Origin of the sequence: Enterobacter sp. LU1 (assembly GCF_008271405.2) — a bacterium.
In the GTDB taxonomy this organism is placed as follows: Bacteria; Pseudomonadota; Gammaproteobacteria; order Enterobacterales; family Enterobacteriaceae; genus Enterobacter; species Enterobacter hormaechei_C.
Genome location: NZ_CP043438.2, coordinates 2,678,808 through 2,703,572, shown reverse-complemented (window position 1 = coordinate 2,703,572; position 24,765 = coordinate 2,678,808). Strand labels below are relative to the sequence as shown.

Annotated in this window: 24 protein-coding genes; 14 read left to right on the top strand and 10 right to left on the bottom strand. The window is 56.5% G+C overall.

What is annotated here, in order from left to right; translation table 11 throughout:
- Positions 1-5 precede the first annotated feature (5 nt).
- Positions 6-1,739: an arginine--tRNA ligase gene (gene argS / locus FZF21_RS12990; protein ID WP_023294934.1), complete on the bottom strand. Its 1,734-nt coding sequence runs from the start codon at positions 1,737-1,739 to the stop codon at positions 6-8.
- 237 nt (positions 1,740-1,976) lie between these two features.
- Here argS and FZF21_RS12985 point away from each other — a divergent pair, with 237 nt between their 5' ends.
- Together FZF21_RS12985 and cutC are read left to right on the top strand one after the other, a co-directional pair.
- Positions 1,977-2,537: a VOC family protein gene (locus tag FZF21_RS12985; RefSeq protein ID WP_015570274.1), complete on the top strand. Its 561-nt coding sequence runs from the start codon at positions 1,977-1,979 to the stop codon at positions 2,535-2,537.
- Positions 2,538-2,615: 78 nt separating this feature from the next.
- The gene (gene cutC / locus FZF21_RS12980; protein ID WP_032669628.1) at positions 2,616-3,359 is read left to right on the top strand and encodes a copper homeostasis protein CutC; all 744 of its coding nucleotides are present in this window, start codon (positions 2,616-2,618) and stop codon (positions 3,357-3,359) included.
- Between the two features lie 174 nt (positions 3,360-3,533).
- Here cutC and cmoB read toward each other — a convergent pair whose 3' ends face one another.
- From cmoB to FZF21_RS12955, 5 genes are read right to left on the bottom strand one after another with little or no spacing between them, the layout of a single operon-like run.
- On the bottom strand, positions 3,534-4,505 hold the full coding sequence (gene cmoB / locus FZF21_RS12975; protein WP_015570275.1) for a tRNA 5-methoxyuridine(34)/uridine 5-oxyacetic acid(34) synthase CmoB: 972 nt from the start codon (positions 4,503-4,505) through the stop codon (positions 3,534-3,536).
- Positions 4,502-5,245 carry a carboxy-S-adenosyl-L-methionine synthase CmoA gene (gene cmoA / locus FZF21_RS12970; protein WP_003859735.1) on the bottom strand — a complete coding sequence of 248 codons (744 nt, stop codon included), beginning with the start codon at positions 5,243-5,245 and terminating at the stop codon, positions 4,502-4,504. Before cmoA ends, cmoB begins: the two co-directional genes overlap by 4 nt.
- Positions 5,246-5,285: 40 nt before the next feature.
- On the bottom strand, positions 5,286-5,681 hold the full coding sequence (locus FZF21_RS12965; RefSeq protein WP_003859737.1) for an MAPEG family protein: 396 nt from the start codon (positions 5,679-5,681) through the stop codon (positions 5,286-5,288).
- Between the two features lie 51 nt (positions 5,682-5,732).
- The gene (locus FZF21_RS12960; RefSeq protein ID WP_040117791.1) at positions 5,733-6,551 is read right to left on the bottom strand and encodes a DUF72 domain-containing protein; all 819 of its coding nucleotides are present in this window, start codon (positions 6,549-6,551) and stop codon (positions 5,733-5,735) included.
- Positions 6,548-7,114, bottom strand: a complete 567-nt coding sequence (locus tag FZF21_RS12955) for a hydrolase (protein WP_015570278.1) — start codon at positions 7,112-7,114, stop codon at positions 6,548-6,550. Before FZF21_RS12955 ends, FZF21_RS12960 begins: the two co-directional genes overlap by 4 nt.
- A 262-nt stretch (positions 7,115-7,376) precedes the next feature.
- Between FZF21_RS12955 and aspS the strand changes: the two genes are divergently transcribed.
- The 6 genes from aspS (at position 7,377) to ruvB (ending at position 12,632) form a co-directional block, all read left to right on the top strand.
- On the top strand, positions 7,377-9,149 hold the full coding sequence (aspS, locus tag FZF21_RS12950; protein WP_017384352.1) for an aspartate--tRNA ligase: 1,773 nt from the start codon (positions 7,377-7,379) through the stop codon (positions 9,147-9,149).
- A 1-nt stretch (position 9,150) separates the two neighbouring features.
- Positions 9,151-9,594, top strand: coding sequence for a dihydroneopterin triphosphate diphosphatase (gene nudB, locus FZF21_RS12945; protein ID WP_023296808.1), 444 nt, complete (start codon positions 9,151-9,153; stop codon positions 9,592-9,594).
- Positions 9,595-9,621: 27 nt separating this feature from the next.
- Entirely contained in the window at positions 9,622-10,362 is a 741-nt protein-coding gene (locus FZF21_RS12940; protein WP_003859747.1) for a YebC/PmpR family DNA-binding transcriptional regulator, read from the top strand.
- 34 nt (positions 10,363-10,396) lie between these two features.
- Positions 10,397-10,918, top strand: a complete 522-nt coding sequence (ruvC, locus tag FZF21_RS12935) for a crossover junction endodeoxyribonuclease RuvC (protein ID WP_003859749.1) — start codon at positions 10,397-10,399, stop codon at positions 10,916-10,918.
- 80 nt (positions 10,919-10,998) lie between these two features.
- On the top strand, positions 10,999-11,613 hold the full coding sequence (gene ruvA, locus FZF21_RS12930; RefSeq protein WP_003859751.1) for a Holliday junction branch migration protein RuvA: 615 nt from the start codon (positions 10,999-11,001) through the stop codon (positions 11,611-11,613).
- An 8-nt stretch (positions 11,614-11,621) separates the two neighbouring features.
- Complete coding sequence (gene ruvB / locus FZF21_RS12925; RefSeq protein WP_003859753.1) at positions 11,622-12,632, top strand: Holliday junction branch migration DNA helicase RuvB; 1,011 nt, start codon at positions 11,622-11,624, stop codon at positions 12,630-12,632.
- A 52-nt stretch (positions 12,633-12,684) separates the two neighbouring features.
- Here the strand turns inward: ruvB and znuB are convergent, their stop codons facing one another.
- Positions 12,685-13,470, bottom strand: coding sequence for a zinc ABC transporter permease subunit ZnuB (gene znuB, locus FZF21_RS12920; RefSeq protein ID WP_015570280.1), 786 nt, complete (start codon positions 13,468-13,470; stop codon positions 12,685-12,687).
- On the bottom strand, positions 13,467-14,222 hold the full coding sequence (gene znuC, locus FZF21_RS12915; protein WP_047738752.1) for a zinc ABC transporter ATP-binding protein ZnuC: 756 nt from the start codon (positions 14,220-14,222) through the stop codon (positions 13,467-13,469). Before znuC ends, znuB begins: the two co-directional genes overlap by 4 nt.
- A gap of 77 nt (positions 14,223-14,299) precedes the next feature.
- Between znuC and znuA the strand changes: the two genes are divergently transcribed.
- The 3 genes from znuA to lpxM all read left to right on the top strand — a co-directional run bounded on the left by znuA (position 14,300) and on the right by lpxM (position 17,668).
- A complete protein-coding gene (gene znuA / locus FZF21_RS12910; RefSeq protein WP_026080689.1) occupies positions 14,300-15,244 on the top strand; it encodes a zinc ABC transporter substrate-binding protein ZnuA in 945 nt (314 codons plus the stop codon).
- A 15-nt stretch (positions 15,245-15,259) separates the two neighbouring features.
- Complete coding sequence (mepM, locus tag FZF21_RS12905) at positions 15,260-16,579, top strand: murein DD-endopeptidase MepM (protein WP_003859762.1); 1,320 nt, start codon at positions 15,260-15,262, stop codon at positions 16,577-16,579.
- Positions 16,580-16,696: 117 nt separating this feature from the next.
- The gene (gene lpxM, locus FZF21_RS12900; RefSeq protein ID WP_015570283.1) at positions 16,697-17,668 is read left to right on the top strand and encodes a lauroyl-Kdo(2)-lipid IV(A) myristoyltransferase; all 972 of its coding nucleotides are present in this window, start codon (positions 16,697-16,699) and stop codon (positions 17,666-17,668) included.
- Positions 17,669-17,711: 43 nt separating this feature from the next.
- Here the strand turns inward: lpxM and pyk are convergent, their stop codons facing one another.
- Together pyk and FZF21_RS12890 are read right to left on the bottom strand one after the other, a co-directional pair.
- Entirely contained in the window at positions 17,712-19,154 is a 1,443-nt protein-coding gene (pyk, locus tag FZF21_RS12895) for a pyruvate kinase (RefSeq protein ID WP_003859767.1), read from the bottom strand.
- Between the two features lie 114 nt (positions 19,155-19,268).
- A complete protein-coding gene (locus FZF21_RS12890) occupies positions 19,269-20,138 on the bottom strand; it encodes a MurR/RpiR family transcriptional regulator (protein WP_003859769.1) in 870 nt (289 codons plus the stop codon).
- Positions 20,139-20,494: 356 nt separating this feature from the next.
- Between FZF21_RS12890 and zwf the strand changes: the two genes are divergently transcribed.
- The 3 genes from zwf to kdgA all read left to right on the top strand — a co-directional run bounded on the left by zwf (position 20,495) and on the right by kdgA (position 24,696).
- Positions 20,495-21,970 (top strand): glucose-6-phosphate dehydrogenase, encoded by a 1,476-nt coding sequence (gene zwf, locus FZF21_RS12885; RefSeq protein ID WP_003859771.1) that lies wholly within the window; start codon positions 20,495-20,497, stop codon positions 21,968-21,970.
- Between the two features lie 233 nt (positions 21,971-22,203).
- Positions 22,204-24,015 carry a phosphogluconate dehydratase gene (edd, locus tag FZF21_RS12880; RefSeq protein ID WP_017384346.1) on the top strand — a complete coding sequence of 604 codons (1,812 nt, stop codon included), beginning with the start codon at positions 22,204-22,206 and terminating at the stop codon, positions 24,013-24,015.
- A gap of 39 nt (positions 24,016-24,054) precedes the next feature.
- Entirely contained in the window at positions 24,055-24,696 is a 642-nt protein-coding gene (kdgA, locus tag FZF21_RS12875) for a bifunctional 4-hydroxy-2-oxoglutarate aldolase/2-dehydro-3-deoxy-phosphogluconate aldolase (protein WP_003859774.1), read from the top strand.
- Positions 24,697-24,765: the final 69 nt, after the last annotated feature.

Genomic DNA, 24,765 nt, shown 5'->3' with positions numbered 1-24,765 from the left:
CTTTTTTACATACGTTCTACGGTTTCGATACCCAGGGTATCCAGACCGAGCTTCAGTGTCTTCGCCGTCAGCTGCGCCAGCTTCAGGCGGCTGTGACGCACCGCTTCGCTCTCGGCAGAGAGGATAGGGCAGTGTTCGTAGAAGCCAGAGAACAGACCGGCCAGATCGTACAGGTAAGCACACATAACGTGCGGCGTACCGTCACGCGCGACCACGGAGAGCGTCTCTTCGAACTGAAGCAGGCGGGCAGCCAGCTGTGCTTCACGATCTTCGGTAAGGGTCACCGTGGCATTCGCCAGCACGCTTTCGTCGATATTGGCTTTACGGAAGACGGAGAGTACGCGGGTATAAGCGTACTGCATATATGGCGCCGTGTTGCCTTCAAACGCCAGCATGTTGTCCCAGTCGAAGATATAGTCGGTGGTACGGTTCTTGGAGAGATCCGCGTATTTCACCGCGCCGATCCCAACCGCGTTAGCCAGTTTCTCCAGCTCGTCAGCAGGCATATCCGGGTTCTTCTCGGCCACCAGGCGACGCGCGCGTTCCAGCGCTTCATCCAGCAGATCGGAAAGCTTCACGGTGCCGCCCGCACGGGTTTTGAACGGCTTACCGTCTTTACCCAGCATCATGCCGAACATGTGATGTTCCAGCGGCACGGAATCCGGCACATAACCCGCTTTACGCACGATAGTCCACGCCTGCATCAGGTGCTGGTGCTGACGGGAGTCGATGTAATACAGCACGCGATCCGCATGCAGGGTTTCGTAACGGTATTTCGCACAGGCGATGTCGGTGGTGGTGTAGAGATAGCCGCCATCCTTTTTCTGGACGATTACACCCATCGGTTCGCCTTCCTTGTTTTTATACTCATCAAGGAACACCACCGTTGCGCCTTCGCTTTCCACCGCCAGATTTTTAGCTTTCAGGTCCGCCACAATGCCTGGCAGCATCGGGTTATACAGGCTTTCACCCATCACGTCGTCACGGGTCAGGGTCACGTTCAGACGGTTATAGGTGAGCTGATTCTGGGACATGGTAATGTCCACCAGCTTGCGCCACATCTCGAGGAAGTACGGGTCGCCGCCTTGAAGTTTCACCACGTAGCTGCGCGCGCGCTCGGCGAAGGCTTCATCTTCGTCATAGTGCTTTTTGGCTTCACGGTAGAAACCTTCCAGGTCTGCCAGCGCCATTTCGCCTGCGTTTTCCTGCTGCTGCTTTTCCAGATACGCGATCAGCATGCCGAACTGCGTGCCCCAGTCGCCTACGTGGTTAGCGCGGATCACCTTGTGACCAAGGAACTCCAGGGTACGCACCGCCGCGTCACCGATGATGGTGGAGCGCAGGTGACCGACGTGCATCTCTTTCGCCACGTTTGGCGCGGAGTAGTCAACCACCACGGTCTGCGCTTCTGGCTGAGCCACGCCCAGGCGGTCAGACTTCAGCGCCGCGTCAACGTGGCTTGCGAGGAATGCAGGCTCAAGGAAAATGTTGATAAAGCCTGGACCGGCGATTTCGGTTTTGCTGGCGATGCCGGTGAGATCCAGATGCGTCAGTACCTGCTCAGCGAGCTGTCGCGGCGGCATGCCCAGTTTTTTAGCCACTGCCATCACGCCATTAGCCTGATAGTCGCCAAACTGTACTTTCGCTGACTGACGAACCTGGGGTTCGCAATCCGCAGGCGCACCTGCGGCAATCAGTGCCTGACTGACTTTTTCTGAGAGAAGAGCCTGAATATTCACCTGGATACCTTACGTTTTTGATGCGGGTAAAAAACACCCACGCCAGTTTAAGAATTTAGGGCGGGAGTATACTGCAAATGCCTTCGGGCGTCAGCCCTGCGGGGGGCGAAGATCGCTCAGAATTCAGGCGAAGACGGTATGCATAATCATGCAGTCGAAAAATCGTGATTCTGCGGTTGGTCGACAGAGGGCAACAGAGTAAATTAGCGGCTTTGCGACACGAAACGAGACTGACCTATGGCGAACTGGCATACCATTGACGAACTGCATGATATTTCCGCAGATTTACCGCGCTTCACTCAGGCGTTCACAGAACTTGCCACCCGTCTCGGGCTGGATATCGCGCCGCTTGAGGCCGATCACATCTCTTTGCGCTGCCACCAGAATGCCACCGCCGAACGCTGGCGGCGTGGCTTTGAGCAGTGCGGAGAACTGCTGTCGGAGAATATCATTAACGGTCGCCCGATCTGCCTGTTCAAACTTCACGCGCCGGTAACGGTGGCGCACTGGCAATTCACCGTTGTGGAACTGCCCTGGCCAGGAGAGAAGCGTTATCCGCACGAAGGCTGGGAGCATATCGAAATTGTTCTGCCTGGGGAGCCCGAGACGCTGAACGCCCGTGCGCTGGCGCTGCTTTCCGACGAGGGGTTAAGCCAGCCGGGTATTTTCGTCAAAACCAGCTCGCCAAAAGGGGAGCGCGAACGCTTACCGAACCCTACGCTTGCCGTAACGGACGGCAACGTGACGGTGAAATTCCATCCCTGGACTATCGAGCAGATCGTCGCCAGCGAAGCGTAAGCATTGTGAGCGTCGATCCAGACACCAATCGGGCAACGTGCCACGATGGTACGTTGAGTGAAATTTAAGGAGGATGACATGGCGCTGCTGGAAATTTGTTGTTACAGCGTGGAGTGTGCCGTCACTGCGCAACGGCAGGGGGCCGATCGCATCGAGCTATGCGCGGCACCGAAAGAAGGAGGATTAACCCCGTCCTTTGGCGTGCTGAAATCAGCCCGTCAGGCCATCACTATTCCGGTGCACCCGATTATTCGCCCGCGCGGCGGTGATTTTTGTTATACGGCGGGTGAGTTCAGTGCCATGCTTGAGGATATCGCCCTCGTCCGTGATTCCGGTTTTCCGGGGCTGGTGATCGGTGTGCTGGACGAAGACGGCAACATCGATCTTCCGCGTATGCGTCAGGTCATGCGCGCCGCCCGGGGGATGGCGGTCACTTTTCATCGTGCGTTCGATATGTGTCAGGATCCGATACAAGCCTTTGATACGCTGGCAGAACTGGGCGTGGCGCGCGTTCTGACGTCGGGCCAGCAGTCTTCGGCTGAAAAAGGACTGAAATTAATTACGGAACTAAAAGCACATTCCGGTGTTCCAATAATCATGGCGGGCGCAGGAGTACGCGCCAGCAATCTGGAACTGTTTTTAAACGCAGGGGTGGAAGAGCTGCACAGCTCGGCGGGTAAATGGATACCTTCACCCATGCGTTATCGCAATACAGGGTTGTCAATGTCGACGGATGCTGAAGCGGATGAGTACTCGCGCTACGGTGTGGATGGAGAGTCGGTTGCGGTAATGAAATCGTTGATTGAACGTCATCACGTGTAGCAACGTACCGATTTTTACCGCGCATCATGTCGCCCAATATGATGCTTGCTTGTACCAGGCCCCTGCAAATTACACAGGGGCCTTTTTTTCTTTTTTGCCCGGTGGCGCTGCGCTTACCGGGCCTACGAAATCACGCGTAGGCCGGGTAAGGCGCAGCCGCCACCCGGCTAAAGGCTACGGCTTGGTCGCAATCAATACCGCACGCATCGGGGCCGGATAGCCTTCGATGGTTTTACTGTGATCGTCCGGGTCGAGGAATTGCTCCAGCGATTCGGTGATCATCCAGTCGGTGCGGCGCTGTTCCTCAACCGACGTCACGCACACATCGGCGATGCGTACATCGACAAATCCACATTTCTCCAGCCAGTTCTTCAGCGCCAGCGCGGAAGGGATGAAGTAAACGTTGCGCATCTGCGCATAGCGATCGCCCGGCACCAGAACGGCATGTTCATCGCCTTCGATGACCAGCGTTTCCAGCACCAGTTCGCCGCCGCTGACCAGCTGATCTTTCAACTGCCAGAGATGCTCCAGCGGGGAACGACGGTGGTACAGCACGCCCATCGAGAAAACGGTATCAAACGCTTTCAGGGCAGGGAGTTGCTCGATACCCAGCGGCAGCAGGTGCGCACGCTGGTCGTTACCCAGCAGCTTACGCACCGCTTCAAACTGGCACAGGAACAGCTGCATCGGATCGATACCGACGGCCAGATGCGCGCCTGCGCCGATCATGCGCCACATGTGATAGCCGCTACCGCAGCCCACGTCCAGAATGGTGCGCCCGGTCAGGTCGGATAAATGCGGCAGAACGCGATCCCACTTCCAGTCGGAACGCCACTCGGTGTTGATGTTTACGCCGTACAGCGAGAACGGCCCTTTGCGCCACGGCATCAGGTTACGCATCAGCGTTTCGATGCGGTTGATCTGCCCGGCCGGGAGCGGCTCTTCGCTCTCCGCCGTCACGCTGTGCAGCAAATCCAGACGATGAGGCGTCAGTTCAGGCAGAAACTCCACGGCGTTGGACCACTGCTTCAACAGACCATGCTGCTGATCGCGCTGCCAGGTGGCAATTTGCGCAGGCAGGGTTTCCAGCCAGTGGGAAAGGTGGTTTTTGGCAATCAGCTGATAGAAATTACCGAACTCGATCATGCTGCGTCTCCGGCTTTAAGCGCCACCAGAGAACCAAAGTTAAAGCACTGGAACCACAGTTCGCTGTGTTCAAATCCGGCTTTGCGCAGGCGCGCTTTGTGGGTTTCTACGGAATCCGTCAGCATGACGTTTTCAAGCATGCTGCGCTTCTGGCTGATCTCCAGCTCGCTGTAGCCATTTGCACGCTTGAAATCATGGTGCATGTTGAACAGCAGTTCGCCCACGCTGGCGTCTTCAAAGCTGAATTTCTCAGACAGCACCAGCGCGCCGCCCGGGTTCAGGCCCTGATAAATTTTATCCAGCAACCGCTGACGATCGTCCGGCACCAGGAACTGAAGGGTAAAGTTCAGTACCACCATCGAGGCGTTCTGGATGTCGATATCGCGGATATCGCCTTCTACCACCTCCACAGGCGTAGGGGCTTTATACGCATCAATGTGGCGACGGCAGCGTTCGACCATGGCCGGTGAGTTATCGACAGCCACAATCTTGCAGCCTTCGTGATGAACGTTACGACGAATGGACAGCGTTGCCGCTCCCAGCGAACAGCCCAGGTCATAGACCTGCGTGCCGGGTTGAACAAAACGCTCCGCCAGCATGCCGATCATGGAGATAATATTGGAATAACCGGGAACAGAGCGCTGGATCATATCCGGGAAGACTTCGGCTACCCGTTCATCAAAGGTCCAGTCGCCCAGGCTGGCGATAGGCGCGGAAAAAAGCGTGTCGCGATCTGACATAACGTAAAAATCCGGGAAAAATAAAGGGGCATATTGTGCGCTAATGGAAGGAGAAAACCAACTCCCACGGCATATACCAAAGGTTAGCCAGCACCATCAGCAAAAGCGAGCACCAGGTCGCGCTCATGCCGGAACGACGCCAGCGGATCAGACGGTGGTGAAAACCATAATAATGCATCAAACGCCCTGCTATCAGCAGCAGTCCACAGACGTGCACCATCCAGGTTTCAGCGCCATCCATCTCCATTAACAGCAGTAAAATTAACGCGACGGGAATGTACTCGACCGCGTTGCCGTGGATGCGGATTGCGCTTTGTAGCTCAGAAAAGCCCCCGTCACCGTACGAGACGCGGTACTGCATTCTCAGGCGCACAACATCAAATGAAAACTTAATCAGCAGTAATGCACCTAACACCGCATACAGCGCGCTGACCATACTAACTCCCTGTTTTTGGCAGATGGCACGTCTCTATGATAGGGGGTGATTTCAGAAAAGAGAAGATTGTTGTGGGATGGACGGCGCGGGGCCAACCGACGGAACCGCCTGCTGCAAGGCTTGCCAGAGAGCATCGACCAGTTCAGGTGCCTGTGCGATATCCGGCGTATGTAAAAAAAGGTACGGCGTGGTGGTGTGCTCCCATTTCGCCAGCGTTTGCAGCCAGACGGCGAACATCTCCTCATTTTGCTGCATGTTATCGCTGCCGATAAACCGGACCATCGGGTTCTGTGCCGTTACGATCGCGTGGACGGGCACTTTCGGTTTTTTGCGCTGGGCATCAACAACGGCTTCGCTGTGCGGGATTGCGCTATGTACGGGGCGGCTGTCGAGGATCACGCGGTTGACCGATCGTTCATGCAGGCCGCGATTGAGCGCTTTCTCCGCGTCGCCCTTGGCAAAGAATTCCGGATGCCTTACTTCTACGCCGTAGGTGAAGCCATGCGGCAGGGCGTCGAGAAACTGCCAGAGGGCAGGCAGGTCGCGCGGGCCAAACGTGGCGGGAAGCTGGAGCCAGTACTGGCCAATACGGTTGGCCAGAGGCGACATCCGGGTGAAAAACTCGTGGGTTAAATCATCGCAGTTGCGCAGCGCGGCGTTGTGGGAGATGGTCGCCGGGAATTTAAAGCAAAAGCGGAAGTCGTCGGTGGTTTGCTCGCGCCAGCGTTCGACGATCTCCGCGCGGGGCAGAGCGTACAGCGTGGTATTGCCCTCAACGCAGTTAAAGTGTCGGGCATACTCTTCAAGGCTGGTAATACCCAGGCGCACCCATTTCGGGTGCGACCACTGGGGCAGGCCCACGTACATCATAGCGCGCTGAGGATCTCATCCGTGCTGCGCACGCGACCGATACGCGGGAAGATATGGGTCATGCTGCCCTGGTGCTGATCCGCAGAGGCTGCGCTGCACGCATCTTCCGCGATCACCAGGTTAAAGCCCAGCTCCCAGGCGTTACGGGCGGTGGATTCCACACCGATGTTGGTGGAGATCCCGCACAGAATAATCGTGTCGATCCCGCGACGGCGCAGCTGGAGCTCCAGGTCGGTGCCGTAGAATGCGCCCCACTGGCGTTTGGTGACTTCTATATCGCTGTCGCGTTTACCGAGCGAGACAGGATATGTCCACCAGTTGTCCGGCAGCGCCTGCGCCGGGGCCTTGGCATCAACCGGCTGTTTTAACGCTTCGGCGAAATCAGCGGACCAGCCGACGCGCACCATAACAACAGGCGAGCCGCTGGCGCGGCATTTTTCTGCCAGGCGCGCAGCGCGGCTGACCACATCGTCAGCGGTGTGCGGACCACCGGCAAAAGGCAGAATGCCTTCCTGTAAATCAATGACCACAAGGGCGGTTTTGGTGGCATCAAGTGTAAACATCGTCACTCCCGTCAAATGATTGCTTTTCTACACCTTACGACGTGATGGCCTGTTATCGGTCGGATAATTTTGTTAATTTTTGTGAGAATAGGCAATAAGAGTTCAGCAAACGCGCGTCAGGCCGTGCTTCGCTCTTATCGTGCGGCAGAATTTCCAGTATAATAGCCGCCTTTTTTCATCCAGTTGTGACATACAGAAAGCTGCGACATCGTAGCCTGCGAGACAGGCGACAATCAGCCTGCGGCTAATTAAGGGATATCTCATGCGTACAGAATATTGCGGGCAGCTGCGTCAGTCCCACGTCGGGCAGCAGGTCACCCTGTGTGGTTGGGTCAATCGTCGTCGCGATCTTGGTAGCCTTATCTTTATTGATATGCGTGACCGCGAAGGTATCGTTCAGGTGTTCTTCGATCCGGATCGCGCTGATGCGTTGAAGCTGGCTTCTGAGCTGCGCAATGAGTTCTGCATTCAGGTGACGGGCACCGTGCGTGCGCGTGACGAGAAAAACGTCAACGCCGACATGGCGACCGGCGCTATCGAAGTGCTGGCGTCCGATCTGACGATCATCAACCGCGCGGAAGCGTTGCCGCTGGACTCCAACCACGTCAACACCGAAGAAGCGCGTCTGAAATACCGCTACCTGGATCTGCGTCGTCCGGAAATGGCTCAGCGCCTGAAAACCCGTGCGAAAATCACCAGCCTGGTGCGCCGTTTTATGGATGACCACGGTTTCCTTGATATCGAAACCCCGATGCTGACCAAAGCCACGCCGGAAGGCGCGCGCGACTACCTGGTGCCATCCCGCGTCCATAAAGGCAAATTCTACGCGCTGCCGCAGTCACCACAGCTTTTCAAACAGCTGCTGATGATGTCCGGCTTCGATCGCTACTATCAGATCGTGAAATGCTTCCGCGACGAAGACCTGCGCGCTGACCGTCAGCCAGAATTTACCCAGATCGATGTGGAAACCTCCTTCATGACCGCTGAGCAGGTGCGTGAGGTGATGGAAGCCCTGGTGCGTAGCCTGTGGAACGACGTGAAAGGCGTTGAGCTGGGCGATTTCCCTGTCATGACCTTCGCGGAAGCCGAGCGTCGCTACGGTTCCGACAAACCAGACCTGCGTAACCCGATGGAGCTGGTGGACGTGGCAGACCTGGTGAAAGCCGTTGAGTTCGCGGTCTTTGCTGGCCCGGCTAACGATCCGAAAGGCCGCGTGGCTGCCCTGCGCGTTCCGGGCGGTGCTGCCCTGAGCCGTAAGCAGATTGACGACTACGGCAACTTCATCAAGATCTACGGCGCGAAAGGTCTGGCCTATATTAAAGTAACCGAGCGTGCAAAAGGTCTGGAAGGCATCACCAGCCCGGTGGCGAAATTCCTGAATGCGGACATCGTGGAAGCGATCCTTGAGCGCACCGGCGCGCAGGACGGCGACATGATCTTCTTCGGTGCAGACAACAAGAAAGTGGTTGCGGATGCGATGGGCGCGCTGCGTCTGAAGCTTGGCAAAGACCTGAACCTGACCGACGAAAGCAAATGGGCGCCGCTGTGGGTAATCGACTTCCCGATGTTTGAAGACGACGGTGAAGGCGGCCTGACCGCGATGCACCACCCGTTCACCTCGCCAAAAGAGATGACGGCGGCAGAGCTGAAAGCAGCGCCGGAAGACGCGGTGGCAAACGCCTACGATATGGTCATCAACGGCTACGAAGTGGGCGGCGGTTCCGTGCGTATTCACAGCGGTGAAATGCAGCAGACCGTGTTCGGCATTCTGGGCATTAACGAGCAGGAGCAGCGCGAGAAGTTTGGCTTCCTGCTGGACGCCCTGAAGTACGGTACCCCTCCGCACGCGGGTCTGGCCTTCGGTCTTGACCGTCTGACCATGCTGCTGACCGGCACCGACAACATCCGTGATGTGATCGCCTTCCCGAAAACCACCGCAGCGGCGTGTCTGATGACTGAAGCGCCAAGCTTTGCCAACCCGGCCGCGCTGGCTGAGCTGGGCATTGAGGTGGTGAAGAAGGAAGAGAAAAACTGATATGGCATATAAGCGTCCCGTTTCGGTTCTGGTGGTCATTTATGCAGAAGACACGAAGCGGGTGCTGATGTTGCAGCGTCGCGACGATCCGGATTTCTGGCAGTCGGTTACCGGCAGCCTGGAAGAAGGAGAGACCGCGCCGCAGGCCGCCGCGCGTGAAGTAAAGGAAGAGGTCGCCATTGATGTTGCTTACGAGCAACTGACCCTGAAGGACTGTCAGCGCACGGTGGAGTTTGAAATTTTTAGCCATTTACGTCATCGCTATGCACCGGGCATTGAGCGCAATACGGAATCGTGGTTCTGCCTTGCGCTTCCCCATGAGCGGGAGATCGTGTTCACGGAACACCTGACCTACCGCTGGGTGAATGCGGCGGATGCCGCCGCACTGACCAAGTCGTGGAGCAACCGGCAGGCGATTGAAGAATTTGTAATTAACGCTGCCTGAGAAGGCGCGATTTTTGGAGAACTTTTTATGGCAGGTCATAGTAAGTGGGCCAACACCAAACACCGCAAAGCGGCACAGGATGCCAAACGCGGTAAAATCTTTACCAAAATCATTCGTGAGCTGGTGACAGCGGCGCGTCTGGGCGGCGGCGATCCGGCCTCTAACCCACGTCTGCGCGCAGCGGTGGATAAAGCCCTGTCTAACAACATGACGCGTGACACCCTGAACCGTGCCATCGCACGTGGCGTGGGCGGTGATGAAGACGCGAACATGGAAACCATCATTTATGAAGGTTACGGTCCTGGCGGTACGGCGGTGATGGTTGAGTGTCTGTCCGACAACCGTAATCGTACCGTTGCGGAAGTGCGTCACGCGTTCACCAAAACCGGCGGCAACCTGGGCACTGACGGTTCTGTAGCGTACCTGTTCAGCAAAAAAGGCGTCATCTCCTTCGAGAAAGGCGACGAAGATGCGATCATGGAAGCGGCGCTGGAAGCCGGTGCGGAAGACGTGGTGACCTATGACGACGGTGCTATTGATGTTTACACCGCATGGGAAGAGATGGGTGCCGTGCGCGATGCGCTGGAAGCGGCTGGCCTGAAGGCGGATAACGCTGAAGTCTCCATGATCCCGTCTACCAAAGCGGACATGGATGCGGAAACCGCACCGAAACTGCTGCGTCTGATCGACATGCTCGAAGACTGCGACGACGTGCAGGAAGTGTATCACAACGGTGAAATCTCTGATGAGGTTGCAGCGACTCTCTGATGAGAGCCTGTAAACCGTTTACGGGAGACGCGTGATGTCGATTATTCTCGGGATTGACCCCGGCTCACGCGTCACCGGCTATGGCGTTATCCGTCAGGTGGGACGCCAGCTAACCTACCTCGGCAGCGGCTGTATTCGCACCAAAGTGGACGATCTGCCGTCGCGCCTGAAGCTCATCTATGCGGGCGTGTCGGAGATCATCACCCAGTTTCAGCCGGACTATTTCGCCATCGAGCAGGTCTTTATGGCGAAGAACGCTGACTCGGCGTTAAAGCTCGGTCAGGCGCGCGGCGTGGCGATTGTTGCCGCCGTGAACCAGGATCTGCCGGTGTTTGAGTACGCGGCCCGACAGGTTAAGCAGACGGTGGTGGGCATTGGTAGCGCGGAGAAAAGCCAGGTGCAGCACATGGTGCGTACCCTGCTGAAGCTCCCTGCGAACCCGCAGGCCGACGCCGCGGATGCGCTGGCCATTGCGATTACCCACTGTCACGTCAGCCAGAATGCGATGCAAATGAGCGAGTCGCGGCTCAATCTGGCGCGAGGCAGGTTACGATAATGACAAATCAGGCTGGATGTTTATCCAGCCTTTTTTTATTATGTCGGCAGTTAATTTCTTCCAGAACGCAGGAGCGTTACGTGATAGGCAGACTCAGAGGCATCATCATTGAAAAACAACCCCCGTTAGTACTGCTGGAAGTGGGTGGCGTGGGCTATGAAGTCCATATGCCAATGACCTGCTTCTATGAGCTGCCGGAGGCGGGCAAAGAGGCGGTTGTCTTTACCCAGTTTGTGGTGCGTGAAGACGCTCAGCTGCTGTACGGCTTCAATAACAAACAGGAACGCACCCTGTTCCGCGAATTGATTAAAACCAACGGCGTCGGGCCGAAGCTGGCCCTGGCGATTCTGTCCGGTATGTCAGCGCCACAGTTTGTGAACGCCGTTGAGCGTGAAGATCCGGCTGCGTTAATTAAACTTCCTGGCATCGGGAAGAAAACCGCCGAGCGTTTGATTGTCGAGATGAAGGACCGCTTCAAAGGTCTGCATGGCGATCTGTTCACGCCGGCAGCCGATCTGGTGCTGACTTCCCCGGGCGCGCCTGCATCTGATGATGATGCCGAGCAGGAAGCGGTTGCCGCGCTGGTGGCGCTGGGCTATAAACCTCAGGAGGCCAGCCGGATGGTGAGCAAAATTGCTAAACCGGATGCCAGCAGTGAAACCCTGATTCGTGAAGCGCTGCGCGCTGCATTGTGAGGTAAAGGATGATTGAAGCAGACCGCCTGGTATCGGCAGGCACCATTCAGCCAGATGACGTGGTGGATCGCGCGATCCGTCCCAAACTGCTGGATGAGTACATCGGCCAGCCGCAGGTTCGTTCTCAGATGGAGATTTTCATCCAGGCGGCAAAGCTGCGCGGCGATGCGCTCGATCACCTGCTGATTTTTGGTCCGCCGGGGTTAGGTAAAACCACCCTGGCGAATATCGTCGCCAATGAAATGGGCGTTAACCTGCGTACCACCTCCGGCCCGGTACTGGAGAAAGCAGGGGACCTGGCGGCGATGCTGACCAACCTCGAACCGCATGACGTGCTGTTTATCGATGAGATCCACCGTCTTTCACCGGTGGTGGAGGAAGTGCTCTATCCGGCAATGGAGGATTACCAGCTGGATATCATGATCGGTGAAGGTCCGGCCGCGCGCTCGATCAAAATCGATCTGCCACCGTTTACCCTGATTGGCGCCACGACCCGCGCCGGCTCGCTGACCTCTCCACTACGCGACCGTTTTGGTATCGTGCAGCGTCTGGAGTTTTATCAGGTGCCCGACCTTCAGCATATTGTAGGGCGCAGCGCGCGCTACATGGGGCTGGATATGAGCGAAGAGGGGGCGTTTGAAGTGGCGAAGCGCTCCCGCGGTACGCCGCGTATCGCCAACCGCCTGCTGCGCCGGGTGCGTGACTTTGCCGAGGTGAAGCACGACGGCACCATATCGGCCGAGATCGCCGCCCAGGCGCTGGATATGCTGAATGTCGATGCCGAAGGCTTTGACTATATGGACCGTAAGCTGCTGCTGGCGGTGCTGGATAAGTTCTTTGGCGGGCCGGTAGGGCTGGATAACCTGGCGGCGGCAATTGGCGAAGAGCGTGAGACTATCGAGGACGTGCTGGAGCCGTATCTGATCCAGCAGGGCTTCTTGCAGCGTACCCCGCGTGGTCGTATGGCAACGGTGCGGGCGTGGAATCATTTCGGCATTACGCCGCCCGCGATGCCGTAAGCAGCGATAAATTGTAGCCCCGGTAAGCGAAGCGCCACCGGGGACATGCTGACTACTGCGCGGTCTTTTTCATCATACTGAAAATAAACAACACCGCCGCGCACAGTACCACCGACGGCCCCGCTGGCGTGTCATAAAACGCCGAGAAGGTTAACCCGCCCGTCACCGCAATCATTCCGATAATCACCGCGATACCGGCCATTTGCTCCGGCGTACGCGCAAAACGGCGCGCAGTGGCGGCAGGAATTATCAGCAGCGACGTGATGATCAGCGCGCCGACAAACTTCATCGCCACGCCGATGGTTAACGCCGTCACCAGCATCAATAGCAGCTTCACGCGCTGAAGCTTCACGCCGTCGACAAAGGCCAGATCCGGGCTGACGGTCATAGCCAGTAAATTTCGCCACTGCCACAGCAGGATCCCGAGCACCACTGCCACGCCAATGGCAATAGAAATCAGATCTTCGGGCGTGACGGCCAGCAGATCGCCGAACAGGTAGGCCATCAGATCTACGCGGATGTTTGACATCAGGCTCACTACCACCAGGCCCAGCGACAGGGCGCTGTGCGCCATAATGCCGAGCAGGGTATCAATTGCCAGGTGAGGGCGTTTTTCCAGCCAGACCAGACCGGCAGCCAGCAGCAGCGTGACGACAATCACCGCATAAAACGGGTTCACGTCCAGTAACAAACCAAACGCCACACCCAGCAATGAAGCATGGGCCAGCGTATCGCCGAAATAGGACATTCTGCGCCAGACGACAAACGAGCCGAGTGGACCCGCGGCGCAGGCAAGCATAATCCCGGCCAGCCAGCCGGGCAGTAACAGTTCAATCATGAGTGTCCATTTCCCCGACGCAGGACGATTCGTCCCTGTAAATCATGGCGGTGATTGTGATTATGACGATAGATGCCCAGCTGTTCGGCGCCGCGATGGCCAAACATAGAGATAAATTCCGGATGCATTGACACCACTTCCGGCGTGCCGGAACAACAAATGTGATGGTTCAGGCACAGCACTTCGTCGGTTTTGGCCATCACCAGGTGCAGATCATGGGACACCATCAGCACCGCGCAGTTTAGCTCCCGACGGAGCTGGTCAATCAGATCGTACAGCGCAACCTGACCGTTGACGTCAACACCCTGCGTCGGCTCGTCCAGGACCAGCAGCTGAGGGCTGCTGAGCAGGGCGCGGGCAAGTAATACGCGCTGGGTTTCACCGCCCGACAGCTTTTGCAAGGGCGCCCCAACAAGATGTCCCGCCTGAACGCGTTTCAGCGCCGGGAGGATATCCGCTTTACGCGTACCGGGACGGAGGCGCAGGAAGCGGCTCACCGTCAGGGGCAGGGTGGCATCGAGGTGTAATTTTTGCGGCACATAGCCGATACGCAACTTGTCTTGGCGGACGATAACACCTGCGTCAGGGGCTACCAGGCCTAATACGACGCGTACCAGCGTCGACTTGCCTGCACCGTTAGGGCCGAGCAGCGTGAGTATTTTGCCGGGCTTCAGATTCAGCGACACCTCAGAAAGGACGCGGCGCTGGCCGAATGAGACCGAAACATTTTCAAGAGAAACTAAAGTCGTCATGTCAATTTAAGCTTGCAGAAGTCATCGAATGTTATAATATCACATCCCACGCATTCATTACGATGATTAGTCGCATTATGTTACAGAAAAATACGCTTCTTTTCGCAGCTTTATCCGCTGCTCTTTGGGGTACAACAGCACAAGATGTTAACGCCGCCGTTGTCGCTTCGCTTAAACCGCTTGGATTTATCGCCTCTGCCATCGCGGATGGGGTCACTGAGACCCAGGTTCTGCTGCCTGACGGTGCTTCCGAGCATGATTATTCCCTGCGTCCATCTGATGTAAAACGCTTACAGAACGCGGACTTAGTCGTCTGGATTGGTCCTGAGATGGAAGCGTTCATGCAGAAGTCAGCCAGTCAGCTTGCCGCTGAGAAACAGGTGACGATTGCCGGGCTGTCCGGCGTGAAACCGTTACTCATGAAAGGAGCTGAGGACGAGGGTGACGAACACGACCACGACCATGCTCACGGTGAAAAAGGTGACGACCATCACCATCACGGCGAATACAACATGCATCTCTGGCTCTCCCCAGAGATAGCGCGGCTTACAGCGGTTGCAATCCACGACAAATTAGTGGAACTTATGCCGCAAAGTCGAATCAAACTCGACGCCAACCTGAAGGATTTTGAGGCTCAATTAGCTGCAACCGACAAACAGGTAGGTAACGAGCTCGCACCGCTTAAAGGAAAAGGGTACTTCGTTTTTCATGATGCCTACGGGTATTACGAGAAACATTACGGTCTGACCCCGCTGGGGCATTTTACCGTCAACCCTGAAATTCAGCCTGGTGCGCAGCGTTTACATGAAATCAGAACACAGTTGGTTGAGCAAAAAGCGACATGCGTTTTTGCTGAGCCACAGTTCAGGCCAGCGGTCGTAGAAGCCGTGGCCAGGGGAACATCCGTGCGCATGGGAACCCTTGACCCGCTAGGTACGAACATCCAGTTGAGCAAAGCGAGCTATTCGCAGTTCCTCAGCCAACTGGCGAATCAGTATGCGAGCTGCCTGAAAGGAGATTAACGAGGAAGTGAATACGTGCAACAGATAGCCCGCTCTGTCGCCCTGGCATTTAACAATCTGCCTCGACCCCACCGCGTTATGCTGGGGTCGCTTACAGTTCTCACATTAGCGGTCGCCGTCTGGCGGCCCTATGTTTACCACCCGAGTTCCGCCCCAATCATTAAAACCATCGAACTGGAGAAGAGCGAGATCCGCTCTCTGCTGCCTGAGGCCAGCGAGCCTATCGATCAGGCCGCTCAGGAAGATGAAGCGATTCCCCAGGATGAGCTGGATGACAAGATCCAGAATGAAGCCGGCATTCATGAATATGTTGTTTCTACTGGCGATACGCTGAGCAGCGTCCTGAACCAGTACGGTATCGACATGGGCAACATCAGCCAGCTCGCCGCATCCGATAAAGAGCTGCGTAACCTGAAAATTGGTCAGCAGCTTTCCTGGACCCTAACGCCCGACGGCGATCTGCAACGTCTGACCTGGGAGATGTCCCGTCGCGAAACCCGCACCTACGATCGCACTGCAAACGGTTTCAAAATGACCAGCGAATTGCAGCAGGGCGACTGGGTTAACAGCGTCATGAAAGGAACCGTCGGCGGCAGCTTTGTTTCCAGCGCACGCGATGCCGGCCTGACCAGCGCTGAAATCAGCTCGGTGATCAAAGCCATGCAGTGGCAGATGGATTTCCGCAAACTGAAAAAAGGCGATCAGTTCTCTGTCCTGATGTCCCGCGAAATGCTGGATGGTAAGCGCGAGCAGAGCCAGCTGGTGGGTGTTCGTCTGCGTTCAGACGGCAAAGACTACTACGCTATTCGCGCGGAAGACGGTAAGTTCTATGACCGCAGCGGTACGGGTCTGGCAAAAGGCTTCCTGCGTTTCCCAACGGCGAAACAGTTCCGCGTCTCCTCCAACTTCAACCCGCGTCGTCTGAACCCGGTAACTGGCCGCGTAGCGCCGCACCGTGGCGTTGACTTCGCCATGCCGCAGGGCACGCCAGTGCTGGCGGTAGGGGATGGTGAAGTGGTCATGGCGAAACGCAGCGGTGCTGCTGGCTATTACGTTGCTATTCGTCACGGTCGTACGTACACCACCCGCTACATGCACCTGCGTAAACTGCTGGTCAAACCGGGCCAGAAAGTGAAACGTGGCGATCGCATCGCGTTGTCCGGTAATACCGGCCGGTCGACGGGGCCGCACCTGCACTACGAAGTGTGGATCAACCAGCAGGCAGTTAACCCGCTGACGGCAAAACTGCCGCGCACCGAAGGGCTGACCGGCAAAGATCGCAAAGATTACCTGGCGCAGGTGAAAGAGGTGATGCCGCAGCTGCGCTTCGACTAAGCTCTCCTGATTTAAAAAGCCGGCGTCAGTATGCGCCGGCTTTTTCTTTTGTGCGCGGGCGGCAGCCTCGCTACACTATCCGAATATATTTTTGCGTCACCAGACCCTGGAACCCGCATGGAAACCAAAAAAAACAATATTGAGTACATTCCCGAGTTTGAAAAATCTTTTCGCCACCCGCGTAACTGGGGCGCCTGGCTTGGCGTATACGCGTTTGCTGGCATGGCGTTGCTACCTGCTTCCCTCCGCGATCCGGTGCTCGGCAAAGTGGGGCGCCTGGCAGGGCGCTTAGGTAAAAGCGCACGCCGCCGCGCGCAAATAAATCTGTTGTACTGTTTTCCGGATAAAAGCGACGCCGAACGCGAAGCAATCATTGATGACATGTATACCACCGCGCCACAGGCCATGGCGATGATGGCGGAACTGGCGCTGAAAGGGCCGGAGAAGATCGTCGAACGCGTTGACTGGAAAGGGCTGGAGATCATCGACGAGATGCGTCGCAATGATGAAAAGGTGATTTTCCTGGTGCCGCACGGCTGGGGGGTAGACATTCCGGCGATGTTAATGGCGTCGCAGGGCCAGAAAATGGCGGCGATGTTCCATAATCAGGGAAACAAAATCTACGACTTCGTCTGGAATACCGTGCGCCGTCGCTTTGGCGGGCGTTTGCACGCCCGAAACGATGGCATTAAGCCTTTCATTCAGTCGGTACGTCAGGGTTACTGGGGCTACTATCTGCCCGATCAGGACCACGGCCCGGAACACAGCGAGTTTGTCGATTTCTTCGCAACCTATAAAGCCACGCTACCCGCGATTGGTCGCCTGATGAAAGTCTGCCGCGCCCGCGTGATCCCACTGTTCCCGGTTTATGACGGTAAAACGCATCGCCTGAGCATTGAGGTACGTCCGCCGATGGACGATCTGCTGACCGCAGACGATCACACCATCGCACGTCGCATGAATGAAGAGGTGGAGGTGCTGGTGGGGCCGCATAAGGAGCAATATACGTGGATCCTGAAGCTGCTCAAAACGCGTAAACCTGGCGAAACAGAGCCGTACAAGCGTAAAGAGCTTTTCCCGAAGAAATAGGAAACCTTCACCCCTCTCCCCTTAGGGGAGAGGGGATTGGAGCTTACTCTACGGTCAGTACGCGGGTGGTATTGGTTGAGCCGATGGTGCTCATCACGTCACCCTGCGTCACGATAACGATATCACCGGATACCAGATAACCTTTGTCGCGCAGCAGGTTCACGGCATCGTGCGCGGCGGCCACGCCGTCGTTGGTGCTGTCGAAGTATACTGGCGTCACGCCGCGATACAGCGCCGTCAGGTTCAGCGTACGCTCGTGACGGGACATGGCGAAGATCGGCAGACCGGAGCTGATACGGGACGTCATTAGCGCGGTACGGCCAGATTCGGTCATGGTGATGATCGCCGTGACCCCTTTCAGGTGGTTGGCTGCGTACATCGCGGACATCGCAATCGCTTCTTCCACGTTGTCGAACTGAATGTCCAGACGGTGTTTAGAGACGTTAATGCTTGGGATCTTCTCTGCACCCAGGCACACGCGCGCCATGGCGGCCACGGTTTCTGCCGGATACTGACCTGCCGCGGTTTCCGCTGACAGCATCACCGCATCGGTACCATCCAGCACGGCGTTCGCCACGTCCATGACTTCCGCACGGGTTGGCATTGGGTTGGTGATCATGGATTCCATCATCTGGGTGGCGGTGATCACCGCGCGGTTCAGCTGACGCGCGCGACGGATCAGCGCTTTCTGGATACCGACCAGTTCAGGGTCGCCAATTTCCACGCCCAGGTCACCACGGGCAACCATCACCACGTCAGACGCCAGGATCACGTCGTCCATCGCGTCCTGATCGCAGACCGCTTCAGCGCGTTCCACTTTCGCAACGATTTTCGCATCGCAGCCTGCATCGCGCGCCAGGCGGCGAGCATAGTTCAGATCTTCGCCGCAGCGCGGGAAGGAGACGGCCAGGTAATCCACGCCGATCTGCGCTGCGGTCACGATATCCGCTTTGTCTTTATCGGTCAGCGCTTCGGCAGACAGGCCACCGCCGAGTTTGTTGATGCCTTTGTTGTTGGAGAGCGGGCCGCCGACGGTCACTTCGGTGAATACCTTCATACCCTGAACTTCAAGCACTTTCAGCTGTACGCGTCCGTCGTCCAGCAGCAGGATGTCGCCAGGCACAACGTCAGCAGGCAGACCTTTGTAGTCGATACCCACTTTTTCCTTATCGCCTTCGCCTTTACTCAGGTTGGCATCCAGCAGGAATTTATCGCCGATGTTGAGGAAGACTTTGCCTTCTTTAAAGGTCGATACGCGGATTTTTGGACCTTGCAGGTCACCGAGGATAGCAACATGGCGGCCCAGTTTAGCTGCGATTTCACGCACTTTGTCGGCACGTAATTTATGGTCTTCTGGCGTACCGTGAGAGAAGTTCATGCGCACCACGTTGGCACCCGCGGCGATAATCTTTTCGAGGTTATTATCGCGGTCGGTGGCCGGGCCTAAGGTGGTGACGATCTTGGTTCTGCGAAGCCTTCTGGACATGTAATACTCCGTTGACTGAAACAACTTTGGTGTTGCGTGAACATAGAATCGGCCTTCATCTATCGCAAGGCAGTAGCGAGGGGACCGAATGCCGTAAATCGTACATCGTAGTTATTAGGGAACATCGCTCTTTATAAGCAATTCTTTATCAAAACGCGATTCTTTCAGGGCTTCCTTGACCCGCTTCAAGTTATCCCGGAATTTTGCGCCCCGGCGTAAGGTAAAACCGGTCGCCAGCACGTCGATGACCGTCAACTGCGCCAGGCGGGAGACCATCGGCATGTACATGTCGGTGTCCTCCGGTACGTCCAGGGTAATGGCGAGCGTCGCTTCCCTGGCCAGCGGCGTACCTGCCGTCGTCAGGGCGATGACCATCGCATCGTTGTCACGCGCGAGCTGCGCCAGCTCCACCTGGCTCTTGGTGCGGCCCGTATGGGAGATGAGTACCACGACATCATCTTCACTACAATTCATACAGCTCATGCGTTGCAGCACAATGTCATCGGAGTAAATCACCGGCACGTTAAAGCGAAAGAACTTATTCATGGCGTCATGCGCCACGGCGGCGGACGAGCCAAGGCCAAAGAAGGCAATCCGTTTGGCCTGCGTGAGAAGATCGACCGCGCGATTCACTGAACTCATGTCCAGAGACTGGCGAACGTGGTCGAGCGTGGCCATAGCCGATTCAAATATTTTTGCGGTGTAAGCATCAACGCTGTCGTCTTCATCTACATTGCGATTAACATACGGGGTGCCGTTTGCCAGACTTTGGGCCAGATGCAGTTTAAAATCAGGAAAGCCGCGCGTGTCCAGACTACGACAGAATCGATTGACCGTCGGTTCGCTGACGCCCGATTCCTGTGCCAGAGCGGCGATGCTTGAATGAATCGCCTGAGCGGGCGCGGCGAGAATAACTTCAGCCACTTTGCGCTCGGATTTGCTAAGGTGTTCCAGTTGAAACTGGATTTTTTCCAGCATGTTCATTGTTAACAAGACGCTCATGAGGGCATAAACGATTTCATAAAGAGATGAAATCTTGATTCGATTTAGCCGATATTACCCCCGGGACTCCCGAAAGGGTAATCGTCGACAAGAAATGTTGTTGTTTTTTTTCATTACTTGATCGACGTCGGGTTTTGCTCTGACCCTGTTGCGCAAAGAATCGACGTTTGTTGCGTCATCAGACGGGCGTAATGGCCCGGGCGACGAAAAATCACCGTATCGCACGCGACGTTAAGCGCTAATGGTTTCAGGAAACGCGTAAAAGCAGTACAGTGCATTGTAATAAAATTACAACGATACCTGGCAGAGTACCAGGCGATCTAACTGAGGAGAATGACATGGCGGTAACGCAAACAGCCCAGGCATGTGACCTGGTCATTTTCGGCGCGAAAGGCGATCTTGCACGCCGAAAATTGCTGCCTTCCCTGTATCAGCTCGAAAAAGCGGGCCAGATCCATCCCGACACCCGAATCCTTGGGGTAGGGCGCGCAGACTGGGATAAGGAGGCTTATACCAAAGTCGTGCGCGAGGCGCTCGAAACGTTCATGAAAGAGAAAATCGATGAAAGCCTTTGGGATAAGCTGAGCGGGCGTCTCGATTTCTGCAACCTGGACGTCAACGATGTAGGCGCCTTTACCCGTCTGGGTGAAATGCTTGACCAGGAAAATCGTGTCACTATTAACTATTTCGCGATGCCGCCAAGCACCTTCGGCGCCATCTGCAAAGGTCTGGGCGAGGCGAAGCTGAACGCCAAACCGGCGCGCGTGGTGATGGAGAAACCGCTGGGTACGTCGCTGGCGACCTCGCGTGAAATCAACGACCAGGTGGGCGAGTTCTTTGAGGAGTGTCAGGTTTACCGTATTGACCACTATCTGGGCAAAGAGACGGTACTGAACCTGCTGGCGCTGCGTTTTGCCAACTCCCTGTTTGTGAACAACTGGGACAACCGCACTATCGACCACGTGGAAATTACCGTGGCGGAAGAGGTGGGCATCGAAGGCCGTTGGGGCTACTTCGACCAGGCCGGCCAGATGCGGGACATGATCCAGAACCATCTGCTGCAAATTCTGTGCATGATTGCCATGTCTCCACCGTCAGATCTGACGGCCGACAGCATTCGTGACGCCAAAGTGAAAGTACTGAAATCACTGCGCCGTATTGACCGCTCCAACGTACGTGAGAAAACCGTGCGCGGCCAGTACACCGCAGGTTTTGCCCAGGGGAAAAAAGTTCCTGGCTATCTGGAAGAAGAGGGCGCGAACAAGTCCAGCAACACCGAGACGTTTGTGGCGATCCGCGTGGATATCGACGACTGGCGCTGGGCCGGTGTGCCGTTCTACCTGCGTACCGGTAAACGTCTGCCGGCAAAATGCTCCGAAGTGGTGGTCTACTTCAAAAATCCGGAACTGAACCTGTTCAAAGAATCCTGGCAGGAACTGCCGCAGAACAAACTGACCATCCGTCTGCAACCGGACGAGGGTGTGGATATTCAGATCCTCAACAAAGTGCCGGGCCTTGATCACAAACACAACCTGCAAACTACCAAGCTGGACCTGAGCTACTCTGAAACCTTCAACCAGACGCATCTCGCCGATGCTTACGAGCGTCTGCTGCTGGAAACCATGCGTGGTATCCAGGCGCTGTTCGTCCGCCGCGATGAAGTGGAAGAGGCGTGGAAGTGGGTCGACTCCATCACTGAAGCGTGGGCAGCCGATCAGGACGCGCCAAAACCGTATCAGGCGGGAACCTGGGGACCTGTCGCCTCCGTTGCGATGATCACCCGTGATGGCCGCTCCTGGAACGAGTTTGAATAACCACCTTCTCTAGCCCAAAGGTGTTATTTTACCGGTAACATGATCTAACACAGCAAGTGGCATAATTTTTATCTTTTAAGCTCCGCGTGGATTCACCCGCGGAGCTTTTTTTATTACACTCCCTTCAGACATTTTGCCCCTGTGCTCCGGATATCAGGCGTTTCAGCGTTGTTAACAACCGTCAGAAACTGTGTAAACTCCCGAGCCTGGACAGATAAATTAGAGGAGCTTTTATGAATCCGACATTGTTACGCGTAACACAACGCATCGTTGAACGCTCGAAAGAGACCCGTGCTGCCTACCTTGCCCGCATCGAACAGGCGAAGAGTGAAACTGTCCATCGCTCTCAGCTGGCCTGCGGGAATCTGGCCCACGGCTTTGCGGCCTGCCAGCCTGGTGATAAAGACGCGCTGAAAAGCATGTTGCGTAACAATATCGCCATCATTACCTCCTATAACGACATGCTTTCAGCCCACCAGCCGTATGAGGCCTACCCGGCTATCATCCGCAATGCGCTGCACAGCGTGAACGCGGTGGGCCAGGTTGCAGGCGGCGTGCCGGCCATGTGTGATGGCGTAACCCAAGGCCAGGACGGTATGGAGCTGTCCTTGCTGAGCCGCGAAGTGATCGCCATGTCGGCGGCAGTGGGCCTCTCTCACAACATGTTTGATGGCGCGCTCTATCTGGGCGTGTGCGACAAAATCGTCCCGGGGCTGGTGATGGCCGCGCTGTCGTTTGGCCATCTGCCAGCGATTTTTGTGCCGTCAGGCCCGATGGCTAGCGGTCTGCCAAACAAGGAAAAAGTCCGTATCCGCCAGCTGTATGCCGAAGGAAAAGCGGACCGTCAGGCACTGCTGGAAGCGGAAGCCGCGTCCTATCATGCGCCGGGCACCTGTACGTTCTACGGTACGGCCAACACCAACCAGATGGTGGTGGAGTTTATGGGTATGCAGCTGCCGGGCTCGTCGTTCATCCAGCCGGATGCGCCACTGCGTAAAGCGCTGACCGAAGCCGCAGCCCGTCAGGTGACGCGCCTGACCGGTAACGGCAACGAGTGGATGCCAATGGGCAAAATGGTGGATGAAAAAGTCATCGTAAACGGGATTGTCGCCCTGCTGGCGACCGGCGGTTCAACCAACCATACCATGCACCTTGTCGCGATGGCGCGCGCGGCGGGCATTCTGATCAACTGGGATGACTTCTCCGATATCTCCTCCGTGGTACCGCTGATGGCGCGTCTGTACCCGAACGGTCCGGCGGACATCAACCACTTCCAGGCCGCGGGCGGCGTGCCGGTGCTGATGCGCGAGCTGCTGAAAGGCGGCCTGCTGCATGAGGATGTCAACACGGTGGCGGGCTTTGGTCTGCATCGCTATACCCTTGAACCCTGGCTGAACAACGGTGAGCTGGACTGGCGCGAAGGGGCGAGCGACTCGCTCGATCCTCAGGTTATCGCAACCTTCGAACAGCCGTTCTCTCCTCACGGCGGCACCAAAGTGCTGAGCGGTAACCTTGGACGTGCCGTGATGAAAACCTCTGCCGTGCCGGAAGAGAATCAGGTTATCGAAGCCCCGGCGGTGGTGTTTGAAAGCCAGCACGACGTTTTACCTGCCTTTGACGCGGGTCTGCTTGATAAAGACTGCGTGGTCGTGGTGCGTCATCAGGGACCAAAAGCGAACGGGATGCCAGAATTACATAAACTTATGCCGCCGCTTGGTGTATTATTGGACCGCCGTTTCAAAATCGCACTGGTAACCGATGGACGCCTTTCAGGGGCATCCGGTAAAGTGCCTTCAGCGATTCATGTCACCCCGGAAGCCTACGACGGCGGCCTGCTGGCGAAAGTGCGTGATGGTGACATGATCCGCGTTAACGGTCAGACAGGCGAGTTAACCCTGCTGGTGGATGAAGCAGAGCTGGCGGCGCGTCAGCCACATATTCCTGACCTGAGCGCGTCACGCGTGGGTACCGGACGCGAAATGTTTGGTGCGTTGCGTGAGAAACTCTCCGGTGCGGAGCAGGGCGCAACCTGTATTACGTTTTAAGACGACTTGATTTTAACGATCTGGCGAGAGAAAACTCTGATGAAAAACTGGAAAACAAGTGCAGAAGCAATCCTGACCACTGGCCCTGTCGTGCCGGTTATTGTGGTAAACAAACTGGAGCACGCTGTCCCAATGGCGAAGGCACTGGTTGCGGGTGGCGTTCGCGTTCTGGAAGTGACCCTGCGTACCGCCTGTGCGATGGATGCGATCCGTGCTATCGCCAAAGAAGTGCCGGAAGCGATCATTGGTGCCGGTACGGTTCTGAATGCGCAGCAGCTGGCGGAAGTGACCGAAGCGGGCGCACAGTTTGCCATCAGCCCGGGGCTGACTGAGCCCCTGCTGAAAGCCGCAACCGAAGGTTCTATTCCGCTGATCCCGGGTATCAGCACCGTTTCTGAACTGATGCTGGGCATGGACTACGGCCTGAAAGAGTTCAAATTCTTCCCGGCTGAAGCGAACGGCGGCACCAAAGCGTTGCAGGCGATTGCGGGCCCATTCTCCCAGGTGCGTTTCTGCCCAACGGGCGGCATCTCTCCGGCCAACTACCGTGACTATCTGGCGCTGAAAAGCGTGCTGTGCATCGGCGGCTCCTGGCTGGTTCCGGCGGATGCGCTGGAAGCAGGCGACTGGGATCGCATCACTAAACTGGCTCGCGAAGCGGTAGAAGGCGCGAAACAGTAAGTTTGTTTGCCGGATGTCGGCTGCGCCTAATCCGGCCAGCCAGACAGTTAAAACGGGCCTTTCGGCTCG

What these genes read in the sequence shown, in the direction of transcription:
- FZF21_RS12965 (WP_003859737.1), bottom strand. Translation starts at nt 5,681, where the DNA reads ATGGTCAGCGCGCTGTATGCGGTGTTAGGTGCATTACTGCTGATTAAG.
- znuB (WP_015570280.1), bottom strand. Translation starts at nt 13,470, where the DNA reads ATGATTGAACTGTTACTGCCCGGCTGGCTGGCCGGGATTATGCTTGCC.
- kdgA (WP_003859774.1), top strand. Translation starts at nt 24,055, where the DNA reads ATGAAAAACTGGAAAACAAGTGCAGAAGCAATCCTGACCACTGGCCCT.
- cutC (WP_032669628.1), top strand. Translation starts at nt 2,616, where the DNA reads ATGGCGCTGCTGGAAATTTGTTGTTACAGCGTGGAGTGTGCCGTCACT.
- FZF21_RS12890 (WP_003859769.1), bottom strand. Translation starts at nt 20,138, where the DNA reads ATGAACATGCTGGAAAAAATCCAGTTTCAACTGGAACACCTTAGCAAA.
- ruvB (WP_003859753.1), top strand. Translation starts at nt 11,622, where the DNA reads ATGATTGAAGCAGACCGCCTGGTATCGGCAGGCACCATTCAGCCAGAT.
- znuA (WP_026080689.1), top strand. Translation starts at nt 14,300, where the DNA reads ATGTTACAGAAAAATACGCTTCTTTTCGCAGCTTTATCCGCTGCTCTT.
- lpxM (WP_015570283.1), top strand. Translation starts at nt 16,697, where the DNA reads ATGGAAACCAAAAAAAACAATATTGAGTACATTCCCGAGTTTGAAAAA.
- ruvC (WP_003859749.1), top strand. Translation starts at nt 10,397, where the DNA reads ATGTCGATTATTCTCGGGATTGACCCCGGCTCACGCGTCACCGGCTAT.
- pyk (WP_003859767.1), bottom strand. Translation starts at nt 19,154, where the DNA reads ATGTCCAGAAGGCTTCGCAGAACCAAGATCGTCACCACCTTAGGCCCG.
- zwf (WP_003859771.1), top strand. Translation starts at nt 20,495, where the DNA reads ATGGCGGTAACGCAAACAGCCCAGGCATGTGACCTGGTCATTTTCGGC.
- FZF21_RS12940 (WP_003859747.1), top strand. Translation starts at nt 9,622, where the DNA reads ATGGCAGGTCATAGTAAGTGGGCCAACACCAAACACCGCAAAGCGGCA.
- nudB (WP_023296808.1), top strand. Translation starts at nt 9,151, where the DNA reads ATGGCATATAAGCGTCCCGTTTCGGTTCTGGTGGTCATTTATGCAGAA.
- edd (WP_017384346.1), top strand. Translation starts at nt 22,204, where the DNA reads ATGAATCCGACATTGTTACGCGTAACACAACGCATCGTTGAACGCTCG.
- FZF21_RS12955 (WP_015570278.1), bottom strand. Translation starts at nt 7,114, where the DNA reads ATGTTTACACTTGATGCCACCAAAACCGCCCTTGTGGTCATTGATTTA.
- FZF21_RS12985 (WP_015570274.1), top strand. Translation starts at nt 1,977, where the DNA reads ATGGCGAACTGGCATACCATTGACGAACTGCATGATATTTCCGCAGAT.
- cmoA (WP_003859735.1), bottom strand. Translation starts at nt 5,245, where the DNA reads ATGTCAGATCGCGACACGCTTTTTTCCGCGCCTATCGCCAGCCTGGGC.
- FZF21_RS12960 (WP_040117791.1), bottom strand. Translation starts at nt 6,551, where the DNA reads ATGATGTACGTGGGCCTGCCCCAGTGGTCGCACCCGAAATGGGTGCGC.
- znuC (WP_047738752.1), bottom strand. Translation starts at nt 14,222, where the DNA reads ATGACGACTTTAGTTTCTCTTGAAAATGTTTCGGTCTCATTCGGCCAG.
- cmoB (WP_015570275.1), bottom strand. Translation starts at nt 4,505, where the DNA reads ATGATCGAGTTCGGTAATTTCTATCAGCTGATTGCCAAAAACCACCTT.
- aspS (WP_017384352.1), top strand. Translation starts at nt 7,377, where the DNA reads ATGCGTACAGAATATTGCGGGCAGCTGCGTCAGTCCCACGTCGGGCAG.